The 26,298-nt window shown below is 59.3% G+C and carries 23 protein-coding genes; 16 read left to right on the forward strand and 7 right to left on the reverse strand.

The window, feature by feature from the left end:
- Window positions 1–113: 113 nt before the first annotated feature.
- Window positions 114–2,135: an LCP family protein gene (locus tag CKROP_RS07525; RefSeq protein WP_012732137.1), complete on the forward strand. Its 2,022-nt coding sequence runs from the start codon at window positions 114–116 to the stop codon at window positions 2,133–2,135.
- A 93-nt stretch (window positions 2,136–2,228) separates the two neighbouring features.
- Window positions 2,229–3,134: a TIGR03089 family protein gene (locus CKROP_RS10770; RefSeq protein WP_012732138.1), complete on the forward strand. Its 906-nt coding sequence runs from the start codon at window positions 2,229–2,231 to the stop codon at window positions 3,132–3,134.
- Window positions 3,135–3,260: 126 nt separating this feature from the next.
- Here the strand turns inward: CKROP_RS10770 and CKROP_RS07535 are convergent, their stop codons facing one another.
- From CKROP_RS07535 to CKROP_RS07560, 6 genes are all read right to left on the reverse strand, one after another.
- Window positions 3,261–3,836, reverse strand: coding sequence for a DoxX family protein (locus CKROP_RS07535; protein ID WP_012732139.1), 576 nt, complete (start codon window positions 3,834–3,836; stop codon window positions 3,261–3,263).
- Window positions 3,837–4,004: 168 nt separating this feature from the next.
- Window positions 4,005–5,006 carry an ElyC/SanA/YdcF family protein gene (locus CKROP_RS10775; protein ID WP_012732140.1) on the reverse strand — a complete coding sequence of 334 codons (1,002 nt, stop codon included), beginning with the start codon at window positions 5,004–5,006 and terminating at the stop codon, window positions 4,005–4,007.
- 7 nt (window positions 5,007–5,013) lie between these two features.
- Entirely contained in the window at window positions 5,014–5,586 is a 573-nt protein-coding gene (gene purE, locus CKROP_RS07545) for a 5-(carboxyamino)imidazole ribonucleotide mutase (protein ID WP_012732141.1), read from the reverse strand.
- A gap of 50 nt (window positions 5,587–5,636) precedes the next feature.
- The gene (locus CKROP_RS07550) at window positions 5,637–6,881 is read right to left on the reverse strand and encodes a 5-(carboxyamino)imidazole ribonucleotide synthase (protein ID WP_041629504.1); all 1,245 of its coding nucleotides are present in this window, start codon (window positions 6,879–6,881) and stop codon (window positions 5,637–5,639) included.
- 95 nt (window positions 6,882–6,976) lie between these two features.
- Window positions 6,977–7,591: a YdbT family protein gene (locus CKROP_RS07555; protein WP_148209667.1), complete on the reverse strand. Its 615-nt coding sequence runs from the start codon at window positions 7,589–7,591 to the stop codon at window positions 6,977–6,979.
- A 198-nt stretch (window positions 7,592–7,789) separates the two neighbouring features.
- Window positions 7,790–8,887, reverse strand: coding sequence for a biotin--[acetyl-CoA-carboxylase] ligase (locus CKROP_RS07560; RefSeq protein WP_012732144.1), 1,098 nt, complete (start codon window positions 8,885–8,887; stop codon window positions 7,790–7,792).
- Window positions 8,888–9,083: 196 nt separating this feature from the next.
- On the opposite strand from CKROP_RS07560, the gene CKROP_RS07565 reads away from it, so the two are divergent.
- The 11 genes from CKROP_RS07565 (at window position 9,084) to CKROP_RS07615 (ending at window position 20,166) form a co-directional block, all read left to right on the forward strand.
- Window positions 9,084–10,712, forward strand: a complete 1,629-nt coding sequence (locus CKROP_RS07565; protein ID WP_012732145.1) for an acyl-CoA carboxylase subunit beta — start codon at window positions 9,084–9,086, stop codon at window positions 10,710–10,712.
- 118 nt (window positions 10,713–10,830) lie between these two features.
- The gene (locus CKROP_RS07570) at window positions 10,831–11,118 is read left to right on the forward strand and encodes an acyl-CoA carboxylase subunit epsilon (protein ID WP_012732146.1); all 288 of its coding nucleotides are present in this window, start codon (window positions 10,831–10,833) and stop codon (window positions 11,116–11,118) included.
- A gap of 39 nt (window positions 11,119–11,157) precedes the next feature.
- A complete protein-coding gene (locus tag CKROP_RS07575; RefSeq protein WP_012732147.1) occupies window positions 11,158–11,814 on the forward strand; it encodes a Maf family protein in 657 nt (218 codons plus the stop codon).
- A 145-nt stretch (window positions 11,815–11,959) separates the two neighbouring features.
- Complete coding sequence (locus CKROP_RS07580) at window positions 11,960–12,670, forward strand: energy-coupling factor transporter transmembrane component T (RefSeq protein ID WP_012732148.1); 711 nt, start codon at window positions 11,960–11,962, stop codon at window positions 12,668–12,670.
- Window positions 12,667–14,073: an ABC transporter ATP-binding protein gene (locus tag CKROP_RS07585; protein WP_012732149.1), complete on the forward strand. Its 1,407-nt coding sequence runs from the start codon at window positions 12,667–12,669 to the stop codon at window positions 14,071–14,073. Before CKROP_RS07580 ends, CKROP_RS07585 begins: the two co-directional genes overlap by 4 nt.
- Complete coding sequence (locus CKROP_RS07590; protein ID WP_012732150.1) at window positions 14,070–14,663, forward strand: MptD family putative ECF transporter S component; 594 nt, start codon at window positions 14,070–14,072, stop codon at window positions 14,661–14,663. The genes CKROP_RS07585 and CKROP_RS07590 overlap by 4 nt, the downstream gene beginning before the upstream one ends.
- A 21-nt stretch (window positions 14,664–14,684) precedes the next feature.
- On the forward strand, window positions 14,685–16,517 hold the full coding sequence (locus tag CKROP_RS07595; RefSeq protein WP_012732151.1) for an ABC transporter ATP-binding protein: 1,833 nt from the start codon (window positions 14,685–14,687) through the stop codon (window positions 16,515–16,517).
- Complete coding sequence (locus CKROP_RS07600; RefSeq protein ID WP_012732152.1) at window positions 16,514–18,298, forward strand: ABC transporter ATP-binding protein; 1,785 nt, start codon at window positions 16,514–16,516, stop codon at window positions 18,296–18,298. The genes CKROP_RS07595 and CKROP_RS07600 overlap by 4 nt, the downstream gene beginning before the upstream one ends.
- On the forward strand, window positions 18,295–18,942 hold the full coding sequence (locus CKROP_RS07605; RefSeq protein ID WP_012732153.1) for a TetR/AcrR family transcriptional regulator: 648 nt from the start codon (window positions 18,295–18,297) through the stop codon (window positions 18,940–18,942). The genes CKROP_RS07600 and CKROP_RS07605 overlap by 4 nt, the downstream gene beginning before the upstream one ends.
- Before the next feature lie 105 nt (window positions 18,943–19,047).
- The gene (locus tag CKROP_RS07610) at window positions 19,048–19,515 is read left to right on the forward strand and encodes a DUF3151 domain-containing protein (RefSeq protein ID WP_012732154.1); all 468 of its coding nucleotides are present in this window, start codon (window positions 19,048–19,050) and stop codon (window positions 19,513–19,515) included.
- Between the two features lie 36 nt (window positions 19,516–19,551).
- A complete protein-coding gene (locus CKROP_RS07615) occupies window positions 19,552–20,166 on the forward strand; it encodes a hypothetical protein (RefSeq protein ID WP_012732155.1) in 615 nt (204 codons plus the stop codon).
- Window positions 20,167–20,275: 109 nt separating this feature from the next.
- Here CKROP_RS07615 and CKROP_RS07620 read toward each other — a convergent pair whose 3' ends face one another.
- A complete protein-coding gene (locus CKROP_RS07620; RefSeq protein ID WP_012732156.1) occupies window positions 20,276–21,340 on the reverse strand; it encodes a Cj0069 family protein in 1,065 nt (354 codons plus the stop codon).
- 355 nt (window positions 21,341–21,695) lie between these two features.
- Here CKROP_RS07620 and CKROP_RS07625 point away from each other — a divergent pair, with 355 nt between their 5' ends.
- The 3 genes from CKROP_RS07625 to CKROP_RS07635 all read left to right on the forward strand — a co-directional run bounded on the left by CKROP_RS07625 (window position 21,696) and on the right by CKROP_RS07635 (window position 26,283).
- A complete protein-coding gene (locus CKROP_RS07625) occupies window positions 21,696–22,571 on the forward strand; it encodes a sulfurtransferase (protein ID WP_012732157.1) in 876 nt (291 codons plus the stop codon).
- Between the two features lie 362 nt (window positions 22,572–22,933).
- A complete protein-coding gene (locus CKROP_RS07630) occupies window positions 22,934–24,727 on the forward strand; it encodes an acetyl/propionyl/methylcrotonyl-CoA carboxylase subunit alpha (RefSeq protein WP_012732158.1) in 1,794 nt (597 codons plus the stop codon).
- A 77-nt stretch (window positions 24,728–24,804) separates the two neighbouring features.
- Window positions 24,805–26,283, forward strand: coding sequence for a nucleobase:cation symporter-2 family protein (locus tag CKROP_RS07635; RefSeq protein WP_237698409.1), 1,479 nt, complete (start codon window positions 24,805–24,807; stop codon window positions 26,281–26,283).
- The last annotated feature ends 15 nt before the right edge of the window (window positions 26,284–26,298 follow it).

A 26,298-nucleotide genomic window follows, 5' to 3' on the forward strand; every position in this document is an offset into this window, starting at 1 on the left:
ACGGTTATCGCGTCTCGCATAAACTACAGCGTAAGCTGTATATTCTCGAAAAGCTTCACGGTCATGCCGCCTTAATGTGTAGGCATAGCTATCGACCAAAGGAAATTTTTTGTATGGGTAGGACTGACGATTCTCGAGGCCAGGGCCCGAAGAGGCACTACTGGCGCGGTGACGACTCACATGGACGCTCGTCGCACGAACGCAGCGGCGACGCATCACGGCGGGGTTCCTATCGCCACGAGTCGGCATCCGGAGCCGGGGCCAACGACGCCACCAGCGAACAGTCTGGCGCCGGGCGTCGCGGCTACAACGGATCTACCCGCTATTCCGCCTCACGTCACACCCCTGATGACCACTCTGGTCACGAGAACCTGCGCGACCGCACCCCTCGCGAGCGCGGCAATCACCGCCACCGGTCCACCGACGCGTACCGACGCAGGAACACCTACGCAGAATCCTCCCGCCCATCGCGCGAGAGAAACCGCCCGGCGAATCGCGCCGCCGGAGCCCGCGTCATTCAGGCACCGCCGAACGCACGCCCCAGCCACAAACAGGTCGGCTCGCGGGCGGTCAAGTCGCTCTTAGTGGTCATGGCGTTGGTCTGCGTCATACTGCCCGCCGTCGGCTATAAAGCAATCGGCGGGTTGGGCAATGAGATGGCCTCCGCCGGGAACCTCAAGCTGGGCGAAAAGGGCAAAGCGAAGGACGGCGCCACCGATATCCTCCTCGTCGGCGCGGATTCACGCACCGATGCCAAGGGCACCCCCCTCACGGAGGAAGAGGCGAAAATGCTCCGCGCCGGGGATGACGTCGCAACCCTCAATACCGACACGATCGTCCTCATCCGCGTGCCCAATGATGGTTCGTCGGCAACGGCCATTTCCATTCCCCGCGATTCCTACATTCATACGAAAGACTTGGGGAACACGAAGATCAACGCGGTGTTCGGATCAACCAAGTTTGAGAAGGAAAAGGAGCTCCAGGAAGAGGGGAAGGATAAGGACGACATAGATAAGGAGTCCACAGAAGCTGGGCGTTCCGCACTGATCGACGCCGTGGCGAACCTCACGGGGATTACGGTCGATCACTACGCCGAGATCGGGCTTCTGGGGTTTGTGCTGCTCACCAATGCTGTCGGTGGTGTGGAGGTCTGTCTGAACAACGACGTTGACGACGACTTCTCCGGGGCGCACTTCAAGAAGGGCGTACAAACGCTTGATGGCGCGGATGCTCTGTCGTTCGTCCGCCAGCGTCACGGCCTTCCCCGTGGCGACCTTGACCGCATCGCGCGGCAGCAGGCGTTCATGGCGTCGTTGGCCCACAAGATTCTGTCGACGGGCACGCTGACGAGCACGTCGAAAATCTCGAAACTCTCCGAGGCTGTTGAGCGGTCGGTTGTGTTGGACAACGACTGGGATGTCATGAGCTTTGCGACGCAGATGCAGGATGTTGCCGGCGGGCATGTGTCATTCCAAACCATTCCGACGACCAGCCTGGATGGAACGGGCGACAATGGCGAATCCATCGTTACCGTCGATCCCGACCAGGTGAAGGCGTTCGTCGCGAAGACCGTCGGCGAGGAGCCGCCGAAGAAGAGCGAGGATAAGCACAAGGATTCGAGCGAATCGCCGTCCGAGAGCTCAACTGAAGAACCGATCGAACGGGACTTCATGGCGTCGCAATACACGGTGACGGTGACGAATGGTTCGTCCGTCACGGGCCTGGCCAGCCGGGTCTCGAAGATCGCGACAAGTGAGAGCTACGCGGAAGGGACCACCGCGAATGACACGGAGGGCAGCTCGCAGACCAGCGTCGTAAAGGCTGCTGATCCGGATTCGCACCCCGCGAAGTTCCTGGCTCAGAAGTTGCATCTGAAGGTGGAGCAGGACTCGTCGCTCTCGGATAACGAGATCAACGTGTACCTGACTAATGACTACAACGGGCCGGGCAAGACCGAGGATTCTCTGCAGAAATACCTTGATGGAGAAGAGTCCGGCGACAGCAACAACGCGGATGCGAACGCTGGGGCTGGGAGCGCTGGCGATGCCGGACCTGGTGAGAAGGGTGAGACCAATACTCAGCCTGGCGAGTCACCGAAGTTTGATGCTGGTGACAGCCCCAAGTGCGTGAATTAACGGGTGTGTGCCGGCGGGGCTAGGACAACCGATCCCTCGCCCCGCAAACGGCACGCAACCCAATAACGACGCAACCTTAGAAATGGAGCACCGATGGACCTGCTGAGAGCTGCGCTGAAGCACGACCCCAGTGCGCCACGCCTGACTGTCTACGTGGATTCCCCCGACCCGCGGAAATCGTCCCGCATGGAGTTCAGCACCATCACCCTGGATAATTGGGCGTCCAAGCTCGGGAATTATTTCCTCGACGAAGCCATGATGGAGCCCGGCGACTCTGTGGCCGTGGCTATGCCAGCCCGGTGGCAGACTGCCGCGGTCATCCTTGGAGCAGTTCGAGCTGGCATCACACTTATCGACGACGAGACCGCTGCCGACGCGGAGACCGTTGGCCTTGTTGCGTTTGTTGAATCTCTGCTTGCGTCCTCGGGCGCGGAGGGAGATAGCGTAGAACCTTCAGCGGACGCCGACACACGAACCGGCAACCCATTCTTGCGCTATACCGACAACGTAACGGCATATTCTGACGCCCCGGTTTATCTCTGCACCGACGACCCCTTTGGACGCTCGGTCGAAGACACTGGGGTTGACCTGGACGAACTCAACGTCGAGGAGCCGGTGGATCTCTTTGGCGAGGCCCGACTATGCCCCGACGCTTTTATGGGCGACGACTCGGCAGCGGACGATCCCGACCACATCGTTCTCCGCGACCACAACGGACCTCTGACAGTCGACGAGCTCTATGAGGCTGGTCAGCGGTGGTACGAGGCGCAGATTCACGACAATGATGCGGTGGCGGACGATAGCGATAACCCACCTCAGCCACACCGTGCGCTTCTGGGCGCGTGGCCAAGCATCCGTGACTTCTTAATCGTCGCCGTCGGGACCTGGATGAATAATGGGTCTCTCGTCATTTATTCCGATGAAACCAACCGGAATGACGGCCGATACCGCGATATTGCGGCGACCGAAAAAGCCGCTATCAGCGGTTACCCACAATAACGCGCAATAAGGGCACTATCTGGCGCACCTTCCAGCCCAGGCACAGACACCGGCACCATCATCACTGCATGACAAAAGCGGATGCCTCGTCGGCACCCGCTTCATCTAAAAATTACCAAGCAGAATTTACTTGGAGTGGCACTTCGAGTGGCACTTGGTCAGGAAAGCCAGCTTCCCACCGGTGCGGCCAACTTTCTGCAAGCCACTGCTCTTGGCTGATTCAATCTTGGCCTTACGCTCTGCACGTGCAGCCTTCTTCTCTGCCTTGCGGGCGCGGCGAGATTCCTTCTTGGAAACTTCCTTGTGCTTCGTGCGCGGAGCAGCAGCGATGTTCAGCAAACCACCGACGATAGCGGTGTTCAGCGCGAAGCTCAGGGCCTGAGTGTTCTTCTTCTCTGGTTCACTTTCCTCCCAGAAGCGGTGGCCGGCGTAAGTCGTCGGCACGAGGGAGCCCACCAAGCCAAGTGCTGCAAGGCGCGGGAAAATGCCGAGGCCCAAGGCGGTTCCCAGGCCCATCATCGATACACCGTTTGCTTGAACAAGAAGGTTGGAGGAAACCGGGAGTTCCTTAATTCCCAGCTTGTCAGCGGCCTGCTCAACAACGCCGGACAGCTGCTCGGAGTTGTCCAAGGCGTTCTTTCCGCCGACGATAAAAACAGGGGCGATGGCCGCGCGGCCAATGAAACGCAGAAGCTTAGACATAAATGTTCACCTCATGAGTCGGATTGGTTCAGTAATGATTCTGATGAAGGTCAGTTGTCGATTGTAGGCGCATTCAGGACATTAATCACCATCCACGCGCCTGTAGTAAGGTTTTCGTTGCAAACGCACCAGCACTGCGGACGCCCACACTGCGAACGTCCCACACTATTAACGGAACAAATTTTTCGCGTAGTGCATTCCTACCGCGGCATATTCCCTCAACAAGCTATGGTTCTGCACGCTACGCGGATTCCTCGCCCCCACAACCTCAACATCACATTTCCGGAAAAGCCCGGCGCGACGCAACCGCTCCACGATCATGTCAATGCGTATGCAGTGGAAATCCGTGCTCACCACCACGAGCGATTGCGGTTCCCTCCCCAACCGCTCCGTCATAATCGCGTGAGCATGCCGGAGGTTTTCCTCCGTCGTCGTCGAGGTGTCTTCAACCACAATGTGCTGCGGCTGCATACCTTGTTCGCGCGCGTACTCCGCCATCGCCTCCGCCTCGGGACGCGGCTCGTCGTTTCCCCGACCGCCGCAGAGAACCAAAACTGGTTCGTGTTCGAGCCTCTCGTCGGGGCCGCTTTCCGACGGATGTGTGTGCTCTGTGTCACGCCAGACTTCTATTCCCTTGTCGACGCGATACGCCAAGACGCGGGACACCCGACCTTGGATCAGCCCGGCGCCGCAGACGATGATCCCCTCCGGAACGCCTGCATGATGCTGGCCAGGACTGTCATGCTGGCTGTCATACTGGCGCGAACGATGCGACCAAGGCGTTGAGCGATGACGCCGCACGGCGCGCACAAAACACACGAAGCCGCCACCCAGCGCGACGAACACCAGCGAGTACCCGCCGGCGACAACCCTGACGAATGGCTGCACACCACTCGGCGTCAGCGCAATCCATACGGCCGGAATAACGGTGGACGTCCACCACGCCGTCGCCGTCACCGCGGCCAGGTGGATAGGCCCTCGGCCGTCGGGCGTGCGAAGGGCTCGGCCCATCTTCCGCGCTGTCCACGCCCCCACCGCGCCGGTCACGGCGAGCCCCGCGGGAAGTAAACGCCACGTTCCCGCGTCGATAAGAAAAGAGAGTGACCAACCGATCACCCCAGCTCCGGTCAGGGCAATCGCGGCTGCAGGAGTGCGCGCAGTTTTCCTCACTGGCAGCTCACTCCGCGCCAGATATGAGCTTCTGGCGGAGCGCAAGGTCCTTCTTCAGGACACTGGTCTCCATATCTTCCTGGTACTTCACCATTTTCGTGATTAACGACGGATCCCCTGCCGACAGAATCCGCACGGCCAGGAGGCCCGCATTTTTAGCGCCACCGACGCTAACCGTGGCGACGGGAACGCCGCTGGGCATCTGGACGATGGAGAAGAGGGAATCAATGCCTTCCAAATTGTCCAGCGGACGGGGAACGCCGATGACGGGGAGCGGCGTCGCTGCCGCCACCATGCCCGGCAAGTGGGCTGCCCCGCCAGCTCCGGCGATGATGCACGAGATGCCACGCTTGTGGGCCTGACGTGCGTAATCAAGCATGCGCTGAGGGGTTCGGTGAGCTGAAACCACACCGACCTCGAAGGGGACCCCGAACTCCTGAAGAATATCGGCGGCCGGCTTCATTGTTGGCCAGTCTGAATCCGAACCCATGATGAGGCCTACCTTGGGGCCGCTGGGCTGCGAATCAGCGCTGGCCTGTCCCGCGCTGGCCGAATCTGTGTGTCCACTGTTGTCACTCATGTCAATTGTCCTCTCTTGCCCGGAACTTTTATTGCCTAGTTGCGCCGAACCTAGTCGGCAGTCTCCGGCCAGCGCCCGTGAACCAAGAAATACGCAGCTTCCCGGGCCTTCTTCCGCACATCATCGGGAGACACAGCGTTCGACTGTTCGTCGGAGGTGCCAGCTGAACCTGCCGCTGAATCCGCAATCAACGACGCCGAGATGTTCACATGCCCTATCTTCCGCCCAGGCCGGAACCCCTTGCCATAGAAATGGATTTTTGCCTCCGGGAATCGCTCCCACACATGAACCATGCGCTCTGACCAGGCCATATCGGGATCTTCATCCCCACCCAGCACATTGGCCATCACCGTGCAGTCAGCGGTCATCTCGGTGCTACCGAGGGGCATATCCGCCACTGCCCGCACGTGCTGCTCAAACTGGCTGGTCACACATCCATCTTGCGTCCAGTGGCCGGTGTTGTGCGGCCGCATCGCCAACTCGTTAACCACGACGGCCGGATCGCCGTCCACATCCGTTGTCTCGAAAAGCTCGACGGCCATCACGCCGCTCACGCCGAGTTCCGTCGCAATGCGTGTGGCAATCCGCTGGGCTTCGTCGCGAAGAGAGGGCTCCAGTTCCGGCGCCGGAGCAATAGCCAACCAGCAAATTCCGTCTTTTTGCACCGATTCGACGACGGGCCACAGCACGGTCTCGCCCGATGGCGTGCGCGCAATCATCGCGGAGAGTTCGCGGACCAGGTGGACTTTGCGCTCGGCCATCGCGGGGGTGCCGTCGTCAATGAGGGTAGCGACGAGGTCCGCACATTCATCTTCGGATTCGGGGAACCAAACGCCATGGCCGTCGTACCCGCCACGACACGCTTTGATGCATACTTCCCCGTCCATCACGTGCCAGAACTGGCGCGCGTCGTCGACCGACTCCATCGCCATGAAGGGTGGCACGGGGAGCCCCATCTCGCGAAGCTTCTTACGCTGGGCCAGCTTGTCCTGGGCGTAAAGCAGCGCGTCGGGGCCCGGCTCCACATTCACCCCTTCGGCTTGCAATGTTCGCAAATGCTCCGGGGGCACGTGCTCATGATCGAAAGTGACAGCGGTCGCCCCCGATGCCACGCGATGCAAGTCGTCGAGATTCGTGTAATCACCAATGACCACGTCGGGAATGATCTGGGCGGCGGACGCCGAGGTATCTGAGGCAAGCAATCGCAAGGACTGCCCCAATTCCGCCGCGGCAGGCTGCATCATGCGAGCCAATTGTCCGTCGCCGACGACAGCGATGGTGGGCTGGCCTTCGATATGCGAGTCCGACGCGACCCGATCTGCCTTATCTTGATCTGCCTTGTCTACGGTATCTTCCGATCTAGCACTCACCCGGCTAAGTATAGGGGCCGCTACCAGCGGTGGCGCAGGCGTCTGGTGGTCACGCGTTTTACTCTGCGTACTTTTGCAACATTCGGGACCATCAAGGGGGGCATGCGGTAGACGTCGAAAATAAGGGTTGATCGACGACGGTGCAGCCCGGTGACCTGGTCTAATGGGATATCGACAATATCGTCTTTAGCGAACCTAGCGACGACGCGATAGTTCGTGACGACGAGGCGATTGCGCCACCACTTCATGACCGGGCGGGCGAAGAACCAGGCCATGGCGACGACCCACGCTATGAGGAGGAATTGGCGCAGTCCGCCGAAGCCACCATCGACGAAGGGGCCGGCGGCGCCATCGATCATGCCGATGATTCCCCACATGATTCCGCTGATGAGGATTGTCTCTAGGACCGGGAAGACGAGTGTGCCCCGTTTGGAATGGACGTCAACAAGAACTCTTTCATCGTCCGCAATGCGGTATTCGGGGAAGCCGCCGTTAAAGGGTGGGAGTGATTCCAACGAATCGTCATCGAGAGTCTCGCCACCGTCGTCCTGGCCCCACAGGTCGGAGCCTCCGTAACCTCTGCGGCCATCGCGTTCGTCGAGGTCATCCGTCGGTCGGTACGCGTGGCTTCGCATGGCCACAGTGAGGCACCTCCCTTCTCAGCGTGAGTCCCTTCGCGACGTGCATTGGTCTTTGGTGTATGCGGCTCGTGACGGGATCGTCGACAAAACTACCAGTTTTACCAATTGTCACATGTTTAACGTCAGTATCCCAGCGTTATCTCCTGCAACATCATAGTGGGCGACGGGACACAGCCTCATAAGGAGCGTTCGTCATGAATAGCGCAGGTGCGTGATATCACCGGCAGCCACGGTGTGAATTTGTCCCCTAGCATCGCGAATGAGCAATTCACCCGCGTCGCTAATATCCACCGCCGTTCCGGTTAGCTTGCCACCATTGGGCAAACCGGCGCTAACCGACTCGTTCAAAGTTGCCGACACCGACTTGTAATCGTCGATAAACGACGATGCCGATCCGCCCGCATTCCGCCATTGCCGCTGCCTCTCGAGCAGCGAGCCCAGGACGGCGATGGTGACCTCTGTCCGATCGACATGCTTGCCTTCCAGGGCAAACGATGTCGCGTTATCAATGGGCAGTTCCGCCTTCGTGAGATCAATATTGAGCCCGAACCCGACGACGACGGTGGGGTTATCAGACATGCTGACCGCTTCGGCGAGGATTCCGCACATCTTGTCACCACGCACCAAAATGTCGTTCGGCCACTTCACGCGCGCATCAATGCCATACGAGCGAACCGTATCGGCCACCGCCACCCCAGTCAGAAGCGGGAGCAATCCGAGTTTTGTCGGCGGTACTTCCGGGCGGAGCAGCACACTCAGCGTCACCTGGCTGTGCCGTGGCGCGCTCCAGGCTCGGCCCAAACGGCCGCGCCCTGACACCTGTTCTTCAGCAATCAGAACGGAAAGATCCGGCAGCGTGCTGGCCGCCGCATGAAGATCCGTGTTGGTCGATCCCGTTGACTCAACGATCGCGACATCGTTCCACCCCTGCTCACGCAGAGCCTTCACCACGCGCTCGTGATCTAACGGTGGCCTCACCCCCGCATTTTCACTTTCATTATCATTTGGCGACGTTGTGTCGGTGCGGTTTCCTTGCTCGCCGGAGCCCCCTTGCGAGCCCTCGGACCACTTCCCCGGCGGGACCTGGGCACCTTTCGCGGATGCGTCACCCTCACCGGACCACTTACCCGGTGGCACCTGAGCGCCCTTCGCGGACGGATCGCCGCCGTCGGACCACTTACCCGGCGGAACCTGCGCACCCTTCGCGGACGGATCGCCGCCCGCGTTCTGCGAGTCCCGTCGCTCGTCGCCTGTGTCGTCGTAATCCCTGCGCTTATCGTCGTGAGTCATGTTTCTTATTCTTCACCATAAGGATTGAGAACCATAAGTATTGATGACGCAGTGAGGTCGCCCAGCCGCCGTCGAGAGCACACACCAGCTCCACACACCTCTTTCCGTCGCTTTCCCTCTTTATGGGGGGCTCATCCGGGGGAATTGCAGACGTTTCAGTCTGTTCCTGTTGGTATTTGGGCCTAGACTTAACCACATGACAGCCGCCACACTCACCGCGGATACAACCGCACAAGACATCCACACCACCGCCGGCAAGCTGGCCGATCTACGGTCGCGTCTCGCAGAGACTCAGATGCCTATGGGCCAATCGTCCGTCGATAAGATTCACGACCGGGGCAAGCTTTCCGCCCGCGAGCGCATCGAATATCTTCTTGACGACGGTTCCTTCGTCGAAGTTGATTCCCTGGCCCGACACCGGTCCACGAACTTCGGGCTCGACGCAAAACGCCCTCTCACCGACGGTGTTGTCACGGGCTACGGAACGATCGATGGCCGCAAGGTCTGCGTGTTCTCGCAAGACGTCGCCATTTTCGGTGGTGCGCTCGGCGAAGTGTACGGCGAAAAAATCGTCAAGATCATGGACTTGGCCATTAAGACCGGGGTGCCGCTGATCGGCATCAATGAAGGTGCTGGTGCCCGTATTCAAGAGGGCGTTGTGTCCCTCGGCCTGTACTCCAAGATCTTCTTCCGCAACACCCGCGCATCGGGCGTTATCCCGCAGATCTCCCTGATTATGGGTGCGTGCGCAGGTGGCCACGTGTACTCGCCAGCGCTGACAGACTTCATCATCATGGTGGATAAGACCTCCAAGATGTTCATCACCGGCCCGGACGTCATCAAGACCGTGACCGGTGAGGAAATCACCCAGGAGGAACTCGGTGGTGCTTCAACCCACATGAGTTCCTCGGGTACATCCCACTACACCGCGGAAAATGACGAAGACGCCCTGGACTTCGTGCAAGAGCTCATCAGCTATCTGCCACAAAATAACCGGGCCGAAACGCCTCGTGTCCCCGCTGATCCATTCGAAGGCTCCATCGAGGACAACATCACCGACGCGGACCGTGAACTGGACACGATCATCCCGGACTCCCCCAACCAGCCGTATGACATGAAAGATGTCATCACCCACATCTCCGACGACGAGGAGTTCCTGGAGATCCAGGAAGGCTACGCCGAAAACGTCATCATCGGTTTTGGCCGGGTCGAGGGCCGCGCCGTCGGTTTCGTCGCCAACCAGCCCATGCAATACGCAGGATGTTTGGACATTAAGGCCTCTGAGAAGGCTGCGCGATTTGTTCGTACTTGCGATGCGTTCAACATTCCGATCATTGAGCTTGTCGACGTTCCGGGATTCCTGCCTGGCACGAACCAAGAGTTCGACGGCATTATCCGTCGTGGTGCTAAGTTGCTGTACGCCTACGCTGAGGCCACCGTCCCGAAGATTACGGTGATCACGCGTAAGGGCTACGGCGGAGCGTACTGCGTCATGGGGTCCAAGGACATGGGCGCGGATATTTCGCTGGCATGGCCTACCGCCCAGATTGCAGTGATGGGTGCTGCCGGTGCCGTCGGCTTCGTCTACCGCAAGGAACTGAAGAAAGCGGCTAAAGAAGGCAAGGACGTTGCTGCTCTGCAGAAGTCCTATGAGCAGGAGTACGAAGACACCCTGGTCAACCCCTATGTTGCAGCCGAGCGAGGGTTCGTCGACGCCGTTATTCCGCCTAGCGAAACTCGCGGCCAGATCATCGAAGGCTTGCGCCTGCTGGACCGCAAGGTGGAGAACGTCCCAGCAAAGAAGCACGGAAACATTCCGCTGTAACCAATGTGGCCGAGGGGCGACCATCTTTCCCCGCCCCTCCGTCGTTAGTAACCGTTATTAACGACGACTATTAACGACGACGGCCTCGACGGGAGTAACAGCGAGAAATGGAGTTTACATGTCTGACGGCTCACACGCGGACGACACCACACCCGGCGCTGGCGACACGGGCGCATCCGGCGACGGAACATCGACCGAGAAGAAGCCCGTGTTCCTTAAAGTGATCAAGGGAAATCCCACCGCGCCACAAGTGGCAGCCCTGACGGCTTTGTTTGCGGGGATGTCAGCTAACGCGGGCGACGATGGCGAACCCGAGACACCGAACAATTGGGGACGCTTCGACGAGAAGTTCACGAACACGCACACGTCGAATGCCGGGAACTTCCCCAACCTGAGGTTCTACTAAGCCCGCTGATCTCATGGTTCCTCGTGTTTTAATGAGACCATGATTATTCTGGCGTCCTCCTCCCCCTCGCGGTTATCCGTCCTCCGCTCTGCTGGCGTCGAGCCAGCCATCGAACCGCCTGAGGTCGACGAGGACGCCATTTTGCGCACTGTGCGCGACAAATCCCCCGAGGACCAAGTCTGCGCCCTCGCCCACGCGAAAGCCACGGCCATTGCGTCGCGGCACCTCACATCGGTCCACCCCGGAGGCGAAAACCCCACGCCACGGGTGGTTATTGGTGCGGATTCGATGCTCTACCTCGATGGTGAACTCCAAGGCAAACCCCACACTGTCGAGGAAACAATTCGTCGCTGGACTAACCAGCGCGGGAAAACCGCGCGACTCATTACCGGGCACTGCATTATCAACCTTGACACCACGGCAACAGATGAGGACACCTTCCTCCGCGCCGTATCCACAACAGTGCATTATGCGCAGGCTTCCGACGCCGATATCCGCGCGTACGCGAATTCCGGGGAGCCCTTGAACTGCGCTGGGGCGTTCACGCTTGAGGCTATGGGCGGGTGGTTCATCGACCGCATCGAAGGGGATCCGTCGTCCGTCATCGGCCTCTCGCTCCCCCTTGTGCGGGCGGCTCTATACAGCTTCGGTTACGAGGTTTCTGAGTTCTGGAACCGCTCTGAGCACGCGAATTAAGCCCACCGTCACTGTGCATCACACCCGGCGGTTACGTCGGCTCGTCGGGTGAGAAACATCAAATAAAACCTTATTGACACCCCAGCCCACCTGCCCTATATTTATTAATTGCTTTAATTTTTCATAATGTAGTTAGGGCTAACACATGTGGACGCAATCACGCAGAGGCATACATGCGGATCCACGAACCCTCGCGCTCTTCGTGATTGTCTGCAACCTCGTTGTGATGGGTAGCTCGTCGTTACCGCTCATCGCCCTGACCCTCATCATCATCGGAGCATTTCTCGCTGTCACTACTCCACTCCCCTTCTCTGTGGGTTGGGCACTTTTCGTCGTCGGCTGGGCTGGTTGTTTCTACGTCCTTCCCCACCTATGGCACTCACCAGTGTCGGTGTTCCTCACCTTCATCGCGTACTGGATGTTCCGATTCGCGGGAATCGTCGGTGCAACGGTTGCTGCCGTGTATGCCATCCGGATAGACGAGATCGGCGCAGTCCTCACCCGAATGCACGCGCCACGTGCGTTATTCGTCCCCATCATGGTCATCGTCCGGTTCTTCCCCATGGCCGTCGCCGAAATCCAGGCAATCCGTCAGGCCTTAGCACTGCGAAAGCTCAACACGATAGGCCCTCTTCGCACCGTCGAATACGTCATCATCCCCTTGCTTGCGGCAGGTGCCCGTCTAGCCGACGAACTCTCTGCAGCGTCCATCATCAAAGGACTCGGATCAGGCCCGCGAACGACGATTAGCCACCTCCGGTTTTCCTCCGCTGACCTCTGCATACTCATAGCGCTGGGCGTAGTGATGGCTTTCCGAGGTTACGAAATCGCTAACGGATGGGGGCTGATCGCATGACGACCTCCGCAGAAGCCCCAATCACGCTGAGCAACATCAGCTATCGGTACCCCTCTGACCTTTCTCCCGCCTATGGTCTATCGGATATCACTCTGAACTTTGCGCCGGGGTCAGTGACGCTCATCATCGGCGCATCCGGTTGCGGGAAGTCCACTCTCCTCCGAACGATGAATGGCTTGGTTCCGCACTTCTATGGCGGGGACCTCGATGGCGAAGTCTTCGCTGGGTGCGACGTCGCCACAACTCAGCTCCATGACATCGGGCGCTATTCGTCATCTATTTTCCAGAACCCCCGCACACAGTTCTTCACTTCTTACGTGAACACCGAGCTTGCATTTTGCCTCGAGAACTACGGCGTATCACCCGCGGTGATTGAGGAAAAGATCGATGAAGCCGCCCGACATACCCACATCACACAGTTCCTCGGCCGGCGCATCGACTCGCTCTCCGGCGGCGAACTGCAACGCGTCGCCTGCGCATGTGCCCTCGTCGCCGGGGTTGATCTGTACTTTTTCGACGAACCCACCTCGAACCTCTCACCCGAGGCCATCGCAGATTTCCGCGAAATAATCACCAGCCTCAAACGCGCCGGGAAGACGCTCGTCATTGCCGAGCATCGCCTCCACCTGTTCCGCGATCTTGTCGACGACGTCTACCGCATGGACCATGGCCGCGTCGTCGAGCACATGACAGGCGCTGAGTTGTTCTCCCTCGATCACGAGGAACGCACAAAACGGGGGCTGCGGGCACTATCTTTTACCGACGCCCACGTTCCTCCTCCGCCTCCTCCGTCGGAAAATGGCTTAGTTCTGCGGAATCTCCAGTTTTCCTACACACGAGATCACCCGGTGTTGTCGTATCCGTTGCTGTCTTTCCCGTCAGGAAAAATAACCGCCATCACCGGGCATAACGGAGTCGGAAAATCCACGCTGGCCCGCGCCATCTGTGGCCTCAACAAGGCGCAGGGGTCATTCGAATACGAGGGCCGTCCGCTGTCCCGTCGTCGCCGGCGACAACACTGTGCCTTCGTCCTGCAAGACGTTCGGCGTCAATTATTCAGCGACACCGTGACCGGGGAAATCACCCTCGGCTGCTCCGCCGACACCGACACGGATCACCTGCTCGAGGAACTAGGCCTCACCGACGTCGCTGACCGCCACCCCCTGTCCTTATCGGGCGGCCAGGCCCAGCGATTAGCAATCGCGACAGCCATCGCCGCCGACAAAAGAATTGTCATTTTCGACGAACCCACCTCAGGCATCGACGCCCACCACCTACGCGGAATTGCCTCGCTGCTCCGGCAGCTAGCGATCGACGGGCGAGTGGTCATCGTCATTACCCACGACTCAGAACTGATCAGCCTCTGTGCAGATCATGAATTACACCTGGAAGGATGCTCATGAAGATTTCGCTCTCCACACGCGATCTCATCAACATCGCTATCTTTGCCGTCATTGACTTCGTCTTCTTCTACATCTGCGGAATGGTCGGTTTTATTGGGCCAGCGTTCATGTTCGTCGGGTGGGCGGTAGGGATCATCGGCGGCGGGGTCATCATCGCTCTGCTGGTGTCCCGTGTACCCAAGTTAGGCGCGTTGACGCTCACCGGGTTCATCATCGGCCTAGGCATGGCTCCGGGGCACACCATATGGATCATCCCGGCCGGCCTCGTCATCTGGTTTATCGCCGATCTCATCGCCACAGAAGGCGGCCGTGCCACCCGTGTTCGCCCCACGAATTTCATCGTCGCCTATGCCGTCACACAGATCTGGATGATTGTTCCCCTTCTGCCCATGGTCTTTAACAGTGACAGCTACTACGAGCAGATCAGCGAACAAATGGGAGATTCCTACGCCAACGATATGCAGGCGCTGTTCTCCGTGCCGGTGCTCGTCGGGTGGGGAATCACTGTTGTCATCCTCGGCATCATCGGCGGATGGTTCGGTGTCCGCATGAGCCGTAAGCATTTCGAGCGAGCCGGCCTCGCGCGGTAATCCGTCACCAAGGAGAAAACAATGACTTCAGTTACCGCTGACAAAACCACACCATCACCGTCGCCACAATCGGCACCAACGGTCGACGCCGAGAGTTACTCGAACAAAAGGAAAGCCAGCCAAGCCGCACTCAAACAGCTGATCAAGCCAGTTCAGAGCCGGCTGCTGGTGTGCAGAATCCTGGCTTTCGCGTCGTGCATCGTCGCCGTCGCCCCCTATGTCGCACTCACCCACATCGGTGACCTTCTTCTTAACGACGGTAGCCATGACGACATCAAACGCAGCGCGATCATCCTTGTCTACGCCTTCCTAACGCAGGCGTTCTTGTACACGCTTGCGCTGGCTATTTCGCACTTCGCTGATTTGCGGTTGCGCGACACGATCCAAAGCAACATGGTGAAAACCCTGGCGCGGGCGCCGTTGTCGTGGTTCAGCGATACCTCGACCGGCAAAGTGCGCAAAGCAATTAACGACGACGTCAAACAAGTGCATACGCTCATTGCCCACGCCCCCGTGGAACAGACTGCGGCGGTCGCCGGGCCACTGGTTCTCCTCGCGTACGCGTTCATCGTCGACTGGAGACTCGGCCTGCTCTCCATCGCCACGTTCCCCATTTACGGCGCGCTGCAGGCACTCACCATGCGAGGGATGGGCACCAAAACCGCCGAAATGGACGACAAACTGGGCGATATTTCCTCTGCAGCGGTCGAACTGACCGAGGGAATCTACGTCGTCAAGAACTTCGGACGAACCGGAGAAACGCATGCCCGCTTTACTCAGGCATGCAGAGACTTTGCCTCCTTCTACTGGGAATGGTGCGGGCCGCTGATCCGCGCCTCTGCCCTGTCGCTTTCGTTCATTTCGGTCTCGACACTCATGGCGATCAACGTGGGGTTTGGGTTACTGATGGCGAGCGCGGGATGGGTTACGGTCCCCGAGGTTCTTACCTGCTCGTTGATCGCGCTGATTCTCCCGCGGACGATTGAGGTTCTGGGATCGACTGCGTGGGCATATCAGCAGGCAGGCAACGCAGCGCTCCGCCTCAAAGGGGTCCTGGATACGGAACAGATTCCTTATCCTGAGGAACACGGTCCCGAGGACGACAATGCTTCGGCAAGCGCCGGTGACCAGGACATCGTCTTCTCCGACGTGTCCTTTGCCTACTCCACTGCCGACGGCAAAGTTGACGCCCTGCGCGATATTAATCTCCGGCTTCGCCCCAACACGGTGACTGCCCTCGTCGGGCCGTCGGGGTCCGGAAAATCCACTCTCGCAACAATGCTCGCCCGCTTCCGTGATCCCGATTCCGGAACGATCACCATCGGCGGCACACCGTTAACAGAGCTGACCGAACGGGAGCTCTATTCCACAGTGTCGTTTGTCCTGCAAAACCCCTACTTGCAGGACCTCCCGATCCGCGACATCATCTCCCTACCTCGCCCTGACGCGTCCGACGAAGCGATACGCGAAGCCGCACGTCAGGCCAACATTCTCGACGACATTGAAGCGCTCCCCCACGGTTTTGATACCACCCTCGGCGGGCAAACGGATTTCTCCGGCGGCCAGAAGCAGCGGCTAGCCATCGCCCGCGCTCTCCTTGCCGACGCCCCCGTCCTGGTCCTCGATGAAGCCACCACCGCCACCGACCCGGATTGTGAGGCGGACATCCAACGCGCGCTCGCCCAACTTGCACGCAGCCGGACGGTCCTCGCGATCGGGCACCACGCCGAATCCGTCGCCGGCGCTGACCATATTTGTGTCATGGAGCACGGCCGCATCGTCGCCCAAGGCACCGCCGATGAGCTGGCCGAGCAACCCTTCTGGAAGCACCTCACACAAGGAGTCGCACAATGAGCGCTGAATCTCAATCCACCCTTGCGTGGGCACGTAACCTGCTTCTTATCAAGGACTTCCGGCACATCCTCACCGCCGATGGCTACAGAAGGTTTATCCGCAGCCTGTGGTTCGCCGTCGTCCTCGGCATCATCGAAGGTGTGGGTATCTTCGCGGTGATCCCCGCCATCACCGCCTATAACGACGGCGGCACCTCCATGGGGCTCACATGGCCACAATGGATCCTGGTGCTCATTGTTCTCGCCATCGCCAGGGCCGTCATGACCTACGCCCAACAAACAACCGGGTATATGGCGGCCATGGATCTGCTGCGCCATTGCACAATCAACGTCGGCAATAAAGTAGCTCGGCTACCACTGGGGTGGTTCGACCGCACGGTATCGTCGCGGTTATCCATCCTCCTCACTCAGTCCCTCATGCAAATCGGCGAGGGCACGGCACACTTCCTCGGGCCACTCGTCCGCGGCTTGACCACCATGATCGTGATGACCGTTCTTGCCTGGTTCTGGGCATGGCAGCTCGGGCTCGTCTTCTTGATCGCCATTCCGGTCATACTTTTATTAACGACGGCGACCCGCGCTCTGAAACGGGCCGGGGAACGGATGACTATTCCGACCGAAATCGACTTCGCCAGCCGCGTGGTGGAATTCGCGCACACGCAGCCGTCGCTTCGTGCCTCCGGGCGGGCACAGTCGTATGAGCCGCTCGACCGCGCACGGTCGGACAACTACCGCAGCCATGCTAAAGACCTGTGGGTGAGCCTGGCCGGCAATGTGATCTCAGGGATCGGCGCGCAAGCTATCACCGTGGCGCTCATTATCGTGGCCGCGGTGTTGGGCACAAGCGGCACGTTGACCCCCATCGCGACGGTGGCGTTCATCGGTGTGTCGCTCCGGTTCTCCAAGATCCTTGAGGAAATCGTCGGCAATACTCTGGCCATTGAGGTTGCACGTCAACCCATCGGGCAGGTCGACGAGATTATGTCCGCTTCCGAATTACCGACGCCTGCCGAGTGTGTGTCCCTCCCCGAGCCGGGCACAGTGGCGATGAAGTCAGCAACGTTCGGATACCAAAGCGGCAACCCCGTCATTCATGACGTATCCTTCACGGCACCTCAACACGGGCTCACGGCGATCGTCGGCCCGTCGGGAAGCGGAAAAACCACGCTCTTCCGCCTCATAGCCCGCTTCTGGGATGTCGACTCGGGCAGCGTCAGCGTCGGCGGCGTCGATGTCAAAGACCAGCCCACCGAGCAACTGATGGAACAGATTGCGATGGTGTTCCAGGATGTGTATCTCTACGACACCACCCTGTACGACAACATCAAAGTCGGAAACGACGACGCCACCGACGACGACGTGTACCACGCCGGAGCCCTCGCCGGCGTCCGTGAAATCGCAGAACGGCTCCCCGGCGGGTGGCACTCCACCGTGGGTGAAGGCGGAAACCGGCTCTCTGGTGGCGAGCGGCAACGCGTTTCCATCGCCCGCGCTCTGCTCAAACGGGCGCCGATTGTGCTGTTCGATGAGGCGACGTCGGCGTTGGATCCCGATAATGAGGCGCACATCGAGCAGGCCATTAATGACCTTCGAGATCGCTCAACGGTGCTGGTTATTGCGCATAAGCTCAACACGATCCGCAATGCTGACAAGATCGTCGTGCTCGATGAGGATGGTAACGTTGTGCAGGTCGGCACCCACGATGAACTCATTGCATCGAGTGGCATGTATCAACACCTATGGAGTGCCCGCGAAGCAGCACAAGGATGGTCATTAATTTGAGTCCCGGGCCCGGTCGCAAACCCGTCTTCGATAAGGAACAGGCTGTACAAGCCGCGCTCGAGGAAGGCGTCGCTACTTTCAGTCTCCGGGGTGTTGCCGACAAACTCGGAATTAAACCTCCGGCGCTGTACCGCATGTTTTCCTCGCGGGACGAGCTACAAGCAGCGGCGATGCAAAAGCTTGCCGAGCACATTAATGACCCGGCCGTGGCCACGACATGGCAGGACGCGCTCAGGCTGTTCAGCTCCCGATCATGGGACCTGTTTTCCCGCTACCCCGAGGCGCCCACGGTGATCATGACCAAACCCGAGGCCATCATTGGTGTGCTGCCCGGCTTCAGAAGGCTCATTGACCGGCTGGTTCGACTCAATATTCCCGGCGGATTCCCGTGCGCATCATTCGCCGTGGACTTCATTGGTGATATCACCATCACCACATTTATTCAGATGCGATCCTTCACAACAACCGACGACGCTGGAGAAACTCCGCTTGACCGGTACACCACCTCGGCCGACGACAACGACGATGTCTTCGGCATGAAGGACATGCCGGGAACAGGTTTTCTGGACAGCAAAGTGGAATTCATCATTGCCGGTATTGAACACGGAATCGGCCCAGGGAATAGCGAGCATGAAGCTAGTTAGCCGACGACGGTGGGCCTCGTTAATTAACGACGCGGGCACGGGCACACCGAAGGGCAGGCAATCCAGTCCCTAGCATTGTTATGTAGGCGCATTTAAACTGGGCCTATGAGTGAGCACCGTGATTTCCTAGCCCCCGCACCCGTCGAACTACCCGCCGATCCCGCAAAAGCGCTGATTGACGAGGGAAAGAACCTCAACGACGTCGTCGTCGCTGTGCCCACAAGTTCACTCGCATGGGCAGAACTTGCCGAAGATGCACTGCGTTCCGTCGACGTGACCGCTGCTCACAGCTCCGACGATCATCGCCATGCGGCTGTTGCCGCCTACGCGTATGCGAGGACTGGTTATCACCGTGGGCTTGACGCTTTGCGTGCGAATGGGTGGAAAGGATGGGGTTCGGTGCCGTGGTCGCATGAGCCGAACCGCGGGGTCCTCCGAGCCATTGCTGCCCTGGCCCTCGCTGCGCGAGCTATCGGGGAAGATAACGAATACGACCGCTGCCGGAAACTCCTCGAGGACTCTGACCCATCATGCGTTGCTGCGCTGATCGACGATCAGCTCGGCGCTAACTAGTCCGCGCAGAATAGACGGCATAAGGAGTGACAGCCGATGTCAGTTCTACTAGGTGTCCTATTCTTCTTCGGACTTCCGCTGATGGTGTGGTACGTCATCATCCGCGCGACCTACCGGATTGAAACAGCGGGTCGATCGGCTCACCGACGCGGAGCACCGGATACCCACAGCGGCGCCCAGGCGGCAGAGGACGACGAAGCAAATGGGGCCCCGAATGGGGTCCCCGCCACGCGTGAGTTCACCATTTTCCTATGGTCAATCGTGGCGTCCCTCGTCTCTGCCGGTGTGTGTTTAACCTGGTCACCAACAACAATGCCGACGTGGCCTCCCCCGACGGACACTACGCCGTACCAAATTGTTGCCTTCATGATTCTGTTGGTGGGATCGGCGTCGGCACTGTCCTGCCTCACGCCGCGCGTCTATACGGGTGCATACACCGCCGCGGCGGGAATTTACGCCGGGTTCGCCATTCCGTTCATCTACCTCGCGTACCAGGATCCGACCGGCCAAAGTGGCATCGGCGTCGTCATTCTCGACGTCTTTGGCAACATCGCCCTCGTCGTCGTCCTGTCCATTTTCGGCGCCATCCGCGTGTGGTGGTTACCTCGCAAAGGTCGTCGTCAGGCTGGCCACACAACAAAGCAGCATTAGCGCCAGATAAAACGGCGCATAAAGCGCCACACACCAATTACCCCCACCGATCACAGATCGATGGGGCACATTGTTATAGCAACCGGGTTATAACAACCAGTCAGGGTTGTTAGGCGTTGGCTTCCTCAACGCGACGGATTGCTTCGTCGGCAACCATTTCCTGGATGCCCATGTCCAGCTCAGAGGTGAAGCCCACACACGAGCAATTGATTTCGCCCAGGACGTAGGTGTCCTCGCCGTCCTCACCGTCGTCAAGCATGAAGTCAGCGGTCCAGATCAGCGGCACGTTGCCGTCGCCACCCAGCTTGTCGGCAATAACAGGGCGGACAGCGGCGAATTCGTCGATCAGGTCCTGCCACTCTTCCGGCTTGTCGTAGGTGTACTGCGCGCCAGAGAACAAGGTGGCCGAGAAGTTCTCACCACCGGCGGCTGGCTTCTTGTGAACGACGAAAACGGGCTTGTCGCCAACGAGGAGAATGCGGATTTCGCCCTCCACGATGCGGGGCATGAAGCGCATGTCCACGAGCATGCCGTTATCGCCGACGATGTACTGGTCACAGAAGTCCATGAACTCGCCGAGCTTCTTGTGCTCGGTGTGGTTGTCGACGGCTTCCGTGCAGACCAGCATGGTGTCGAGCGGAAGAGCGGTGCCCGGCTCAACGGAGTTGGCCAGTTCTTTGTCCTCGATGCGAACACGCCAGATACCGGACCCCGTGGATCCGCGGTTCTGCTTGAGCACGCGCTCGCCGTAGGAGAGCGACTTCGGGAAGGTCTCGTGGAAGCTCTCGACGTCGTAGTACGCTGCCGTGTCCGCGGGCACGAGCGACGTGTCGTTGAGCTTCACCAGCGCATCTTTCGCGCCGTAGTCCATCATCTTCTCGGGGCTCGACATGCCGACGAGGCCAGCGTCGCTCAAACGGGTGAGCAACTCGAAGTAGCCCTTTTCACCACCGGGAATTTTGCCGGGGTTCACGCGAGAAATGTAGCCGCCTGAGGACTTGGATACTTTATCGAAGATTTCGTCGGCCTTGGTGTTGTCGTAGTAGATGACCTCTGAATCCCAGCCGTCGTGAGCTTTAATTGCGTTAACGATGGGCATCGTGTCTTTACGGTGACCATCGGGTCCCTTGTCGTTTCCGCCTTCAACTTCGAACACAACGATGTTCTTCTGCACTGGCTATTCTCCTCGGTATTGCCGTCGGTTGGTGTTATCGACGTAAACCCGGCCCTCCGCTGTGGGATACAGGGTGAGCACCGTCTACGTCTCGCACCCCCATGTGGTGTGGGTGCAGGTCACTACCATCTTCAGAGTCCTCTAATCCCTACTGCACAAGCCCTGAATTAATGGATGTACCAGCTAAAACACTAATAGACCTCCCCTGGTCACACTGGATATTGAGTTGTGGGAAATAACACCACCCGTTTTCACCCCCGAGTGCGGTTATATTGCACCGCTGTTACTTGCGCGGAAGGGATAGCTACCCACTGTCTTCTTCTCCCACCCCAGGTTTCTTATAGGATTGGGAACCATGGCCGCGCCACTTGACCCCCACCCATTACTTCAGGACTACGCCCACCCGGAAAAAGTTGTTACCTCACAATGGTTGGGGGCAAAACTGGGCACCCCCGACGTCCGCGTCGTCGAATCGGACGAAGACAGTTTGCTCTACGATCTCGGCCACATCCCCACGGCCATTCGCATTGATTGGCGACGGGACCTCTCCGATCCGATCACCAGAAACGTCATCTCCCCCGAAGCGTTTGCTCAATTGATGCGCGATAAAGGGATCCGCCGGGAAGACACTGTCGTGATCTATGGCGACCATTCTAACTGGTGGGCGGCCTTCGCGTTCTGGGTTTTCACACTCTACGGGCACCCGGATGTCCGCCTGCTCAACGGTGGCCGGGATGCGTGGATCAGGGCCGAGCGGGAAACGACATTCGCCGTCCCAGAAAACCCGGAGTCCACCTACCCCGTGCCCGATGTGTGCACCACCGGGTTGATCTCTGTTGGCGACTTACGCGAATCCTACGAATCATCCCAGATTATCGACGTCCGTACGCCCGCGGAATACCGCGGCGGGACCTCCGATAACGCCTCGTCGACGGCGAAGTCAACATTGCGGACGGGCCACATCCCCGGCGCGGTGAACATCCCGTGGGATTCGACGGTGTATCCGAATAGCAATTTCCGCAGCATGGATGAATTGCGGGAGATTTTCGGTGCGCTGGATTCGTCGAACCCGACGGTGACTTATTGCGTGACGGGTGAGCGCAGTGCCCATACGTGGTTTGTGTTGCGTTATTTGTTGGGTTGGGATGATGTGAAGAGCTATTACGGCTCGTGGGCCGAGTGGGGGAATATGGTTGGGATGCCGATCGTGCGTGGCGATCGCCCGCTGTGATGTAGCCCGCGTCTCTCTACCACCCCCATATTTACCCCTTATTGACTTTCATCCTGAACTCTGCTTATCAGCCCGTGGCGCCACCGCTGCGGGTTATTTCATATTCAGCCCCCCTATTGAGGGCGATCAGCTCGCTAAAGTTCACGGGTCTTCGCCACCGCTGTGCCACAATTAAAGCTGTCCATTGAATTTGTGCATCTGGACACGATTACAGCGAGTTCGTCCCCGCGTGGCCGGAGTGTGAGCGCCCTTGATCCCTGATGATGGGGCGTTGACGATAGTTAACCAGCCCAGGCCTGCCCGCGTGACCGACTACTGATGCACACCAGCCGAGAGTTGCACAGCGAATACAGGAGGGTTTCGTGTCCGCCGACAGTAAGACAATCGAGACCAAAAAAATCACCAAAGTTCTCGTCGCCAACCGTGGTGAGATCGCGGTTCGTGTGATCCGCGCCGCCAAGGACGCTGGAATCCCCAGCGTTGCGGTCTATGCCGAGCCCGATGCCGAGGCGCCGTTCGTCCATCTTGCCGACGAAGCCTTCGCACTGGGTGGCCAAACATCTGCGGATTCGTACTTGAATTTCGACAAGATTTTGGACGCGGCGAAGAAGTCGGGCGCGAACGCGATTCACCCTGGGTATGGCTTCTTGTCTGAGAACGGTGACTTCGCGGAGGCCGTCGAGAATGCTGGGTTGATCTGGATTGGACCGTCTCCTGATTCGATCCGGAAGCTGGGCGACAAGGTGACGGCCCGCCACATTGCGCTGGCGGCGAATGCTCCTATGGCTCCGGGGACGAAGGAACCCGTCAAGGATGCAGACGAGGTGGTGGAGTTCGCTAAGGAACACGGGCTTCCGATTGCGATTAAGGCGGCGTTCGGTGGTGGTGGCCGTGGTATGAAGGTCGCTCACAGCCTGGATGAGGTCCGTGACCTCTACGATTCCGCTGTCCGTGAGTCCATGGCAGCGTTCGGCCGGTCGGAGTGCTTCGTCGAGCGATACCTGGATAAGGCTCGTCACGTGGAGTGCCAGGTCGTGGCGGACATGCATGGCAATTACGTAGTGGTCTCTACCCGTGACTGCTCGTTGCAGCGTCGTTTCCAGAAGCTGGTTGAGGAGGCCCCCGCCCCCTTCTTGACCGATGAGCAAAATGAGCGTTTGCACCAGTCGGCGAAGGATATTTGCCGCGAGGCCGGATACTACGGCGCGGGCACCGTCGAATATATGGTTGCCGACGATGGTCTGATTTCCTTCCTTGAGGTGAACACCCGTCTGCAGGTGGAGCACCCCGTGTCGGAGGAAGTGACCGGGTGGGATCTCGTGCAGGAGCAGTTCCGTATCGCTGAAGGTAAGGAATTGTCGCGCAAAGAGGATCCGATTCCGAATGGCCACGCCATTGAGTTCCGTATTAATGGTGAGGATCCGGGCAGCAACTTCATGCCGGCTCCCGGTACGGTCACGAAGTATGTTGAGCCTTCTGGCCCGGGTGTCCGTATGGATTCCGGTATTAATGAGGGCGAGGTCATTGGTGGCCAGTTCGACTCCATGCTGGCCAAGCTCATCGTGTGGGGTAAGGACCGCGACCAGGCGCTTGCCCGCTCGGCCCGTGCCCTGGACGAGTACCAGGTTGAGGGCTTGGCGACGGTGATCCCGTTCGACCGCCACATCGTGAAGAACCCTGCCTTCGTGGGCGACGGCTCCTCCTTCGATGTCTACACGAAGTGGATTGAGCAAGAGTGGATGGAGACCAACCCCATCGAGCCGTACGCGGGTGACACCGATGCGGACGATGACACCACCCCGTCCCAGAAGGTTGTTGTCGAGATCGACGGCCGACGGGTTGAGGTTGCGCTGCCGGGTGATCTGGCACTTGGTGGTGGCGGCAATGGTGGCGCCAAGAAGAAGAAGTCGAAGAAGCGTCGCGGTGGCGGCAAGGCCGTGTCGGGTGACGCCGTTGTGGCCCCGATGCAGGGCACCATCATCAAGGTCAATGTTGAGGAAGGCCAGGAAGTTCAGGAAGGCGAGACTGTCGTCGTCCTGGAGGCCATGAAGATGGAGAACCCCGTGAAGGCCACGAAGTCCGGTACGGTCACCGGGCTGGATGTGGAAGAGGGCAAGGGTGTCTCCAAGGGCGATCCACTGATGGAGCTCAAGTAGGCGGTGGACATCCGCGGGTGATGGACGTCTGCGGGCAATGAACGTCGGCAGGTGGTGCATGACTAACCTAAGTGTTTGTGAGCTCCCCTGCTAAGACCACATCACACTCGAGCCCTAACCACTCCCCCAACCCCTCGGGCCAGGCGATCGCCGTCGACGCCTGGCCTGGCACAGTCAAAGCGCTCATTCTCGGTTTCCAGCACGTGCTGGCGGCCTACGCGGGTGCGGTGGCTGTGCCTCTTTTTGTTGGCTACGCGTTAGTTGACGCTGGCCGGATGTCATCGTCGGACATTCCACATTTAATTGCCGCCGACCTTTTAGTCGCTGGTATCGCGACGATCGTACAATCTGTCGGTCTGTGGCGGTTCGGTGTCCGACTGCCCTTAATTCAAGGCTGCACATTCTCTGCAGCAATCCCCATGGTGAGTATCGGGTCGCACTATGGTGTGTCCGCCATTTACGGATCGGTGATCGCCTCCGGTCTGTTCATGATCATTTTCGCACCACTGTTCTCTAGCCTATTGAAGCTCTTCCCGCCGCTGGTTACGGGCACTGTGTTGTTAATCATCGGGTCAACCCTCATACCCGTGGCCGCCGAGTGGGTTGGTGGTGGCTCCGAGGCGAAAGGCACCCACGAGTTCGGCACCGGGAAGAACCTGCTGATCGCGACTTTCGTCCTGGTGCTCATTCTCGTCATTGAGCGCTGGGGGCCGGCGTGGCTCGCCCGCATTTCCGTGCTAGTCGGAATGCTCTCAGGCCTGGTGGCGTGCATCCCTCAAGGCATGGTGGACTGGCATTCCACCGCCTCATCACACTGGTTCGGCGCCACACAACCGTTCTACTTCGGTACGCCGGAATTCATCCCCTCGGCTATCGGCGCGATGTGCATCGTGTCCCTGGTCACCATGGTGGAGGCCACCGGTGACATCGTCGCCATCGGGGAAATCACCGAGTCCCCCATTGATGACAAGAGAATTGCCGACGGCCTCCGTGCCGACGGCGCTGCCACTGTGCTGGGTGGGGTCTTCAATACCTTCCAGTACACGGCATTTGCGCAGAATATCGGCGTGTTGTCGATTACCCGCGTGCGGTCGCGGTGGGTGACGTCGGTTGCCGGCGGGATGCTGATTGTGCTCGGTTTGATCCCTAAGACCGCGTCGGTGGTGGCCGCGATTCCGGCACCGGTGTTGGGCGGCGCTGGGATTGCGCTGTTCGGCATGGTGGCGGCGTCGGGGGTGAGGACGCTCTCCACGGTGCGGTTTAACTCGTCGAACATTTTGGTCGTGGCCATTCCGCTGGCTCTGGCGCTGCTGCCGGCGACGTCGCCGACGTTGTTTGCCCAGATGCCGTCGTGGGCGCAGACGTTCCTGGGGTCCGGAATCTGCATCGGGTCGGTGGCTGCGATTGTGCTGAACCTGATGTTTAACACCGGTACGCGGGCGCCCGCGTCGCACAAAGATGGGACGACGGCTCATGACACGCCTCGCGGGTCGTCGTATGGTCTTGCCGACGATGACCATGACGGCTTCGGAGACAACCCCACTGCGCTATCCTGAGAAAATAGAGGGATG

This window comes from Corynebacterium kroppenstedtii DSM 44385 (assembly GCF_000023145.1).
Taxonomy (GTDB): Bacteria; Actinomycetota; Actinomycetes; order Mycobacteriales; family Mycobacteriaceae; genus Corynebacterium; species Corynebacterium kroppenstedtii.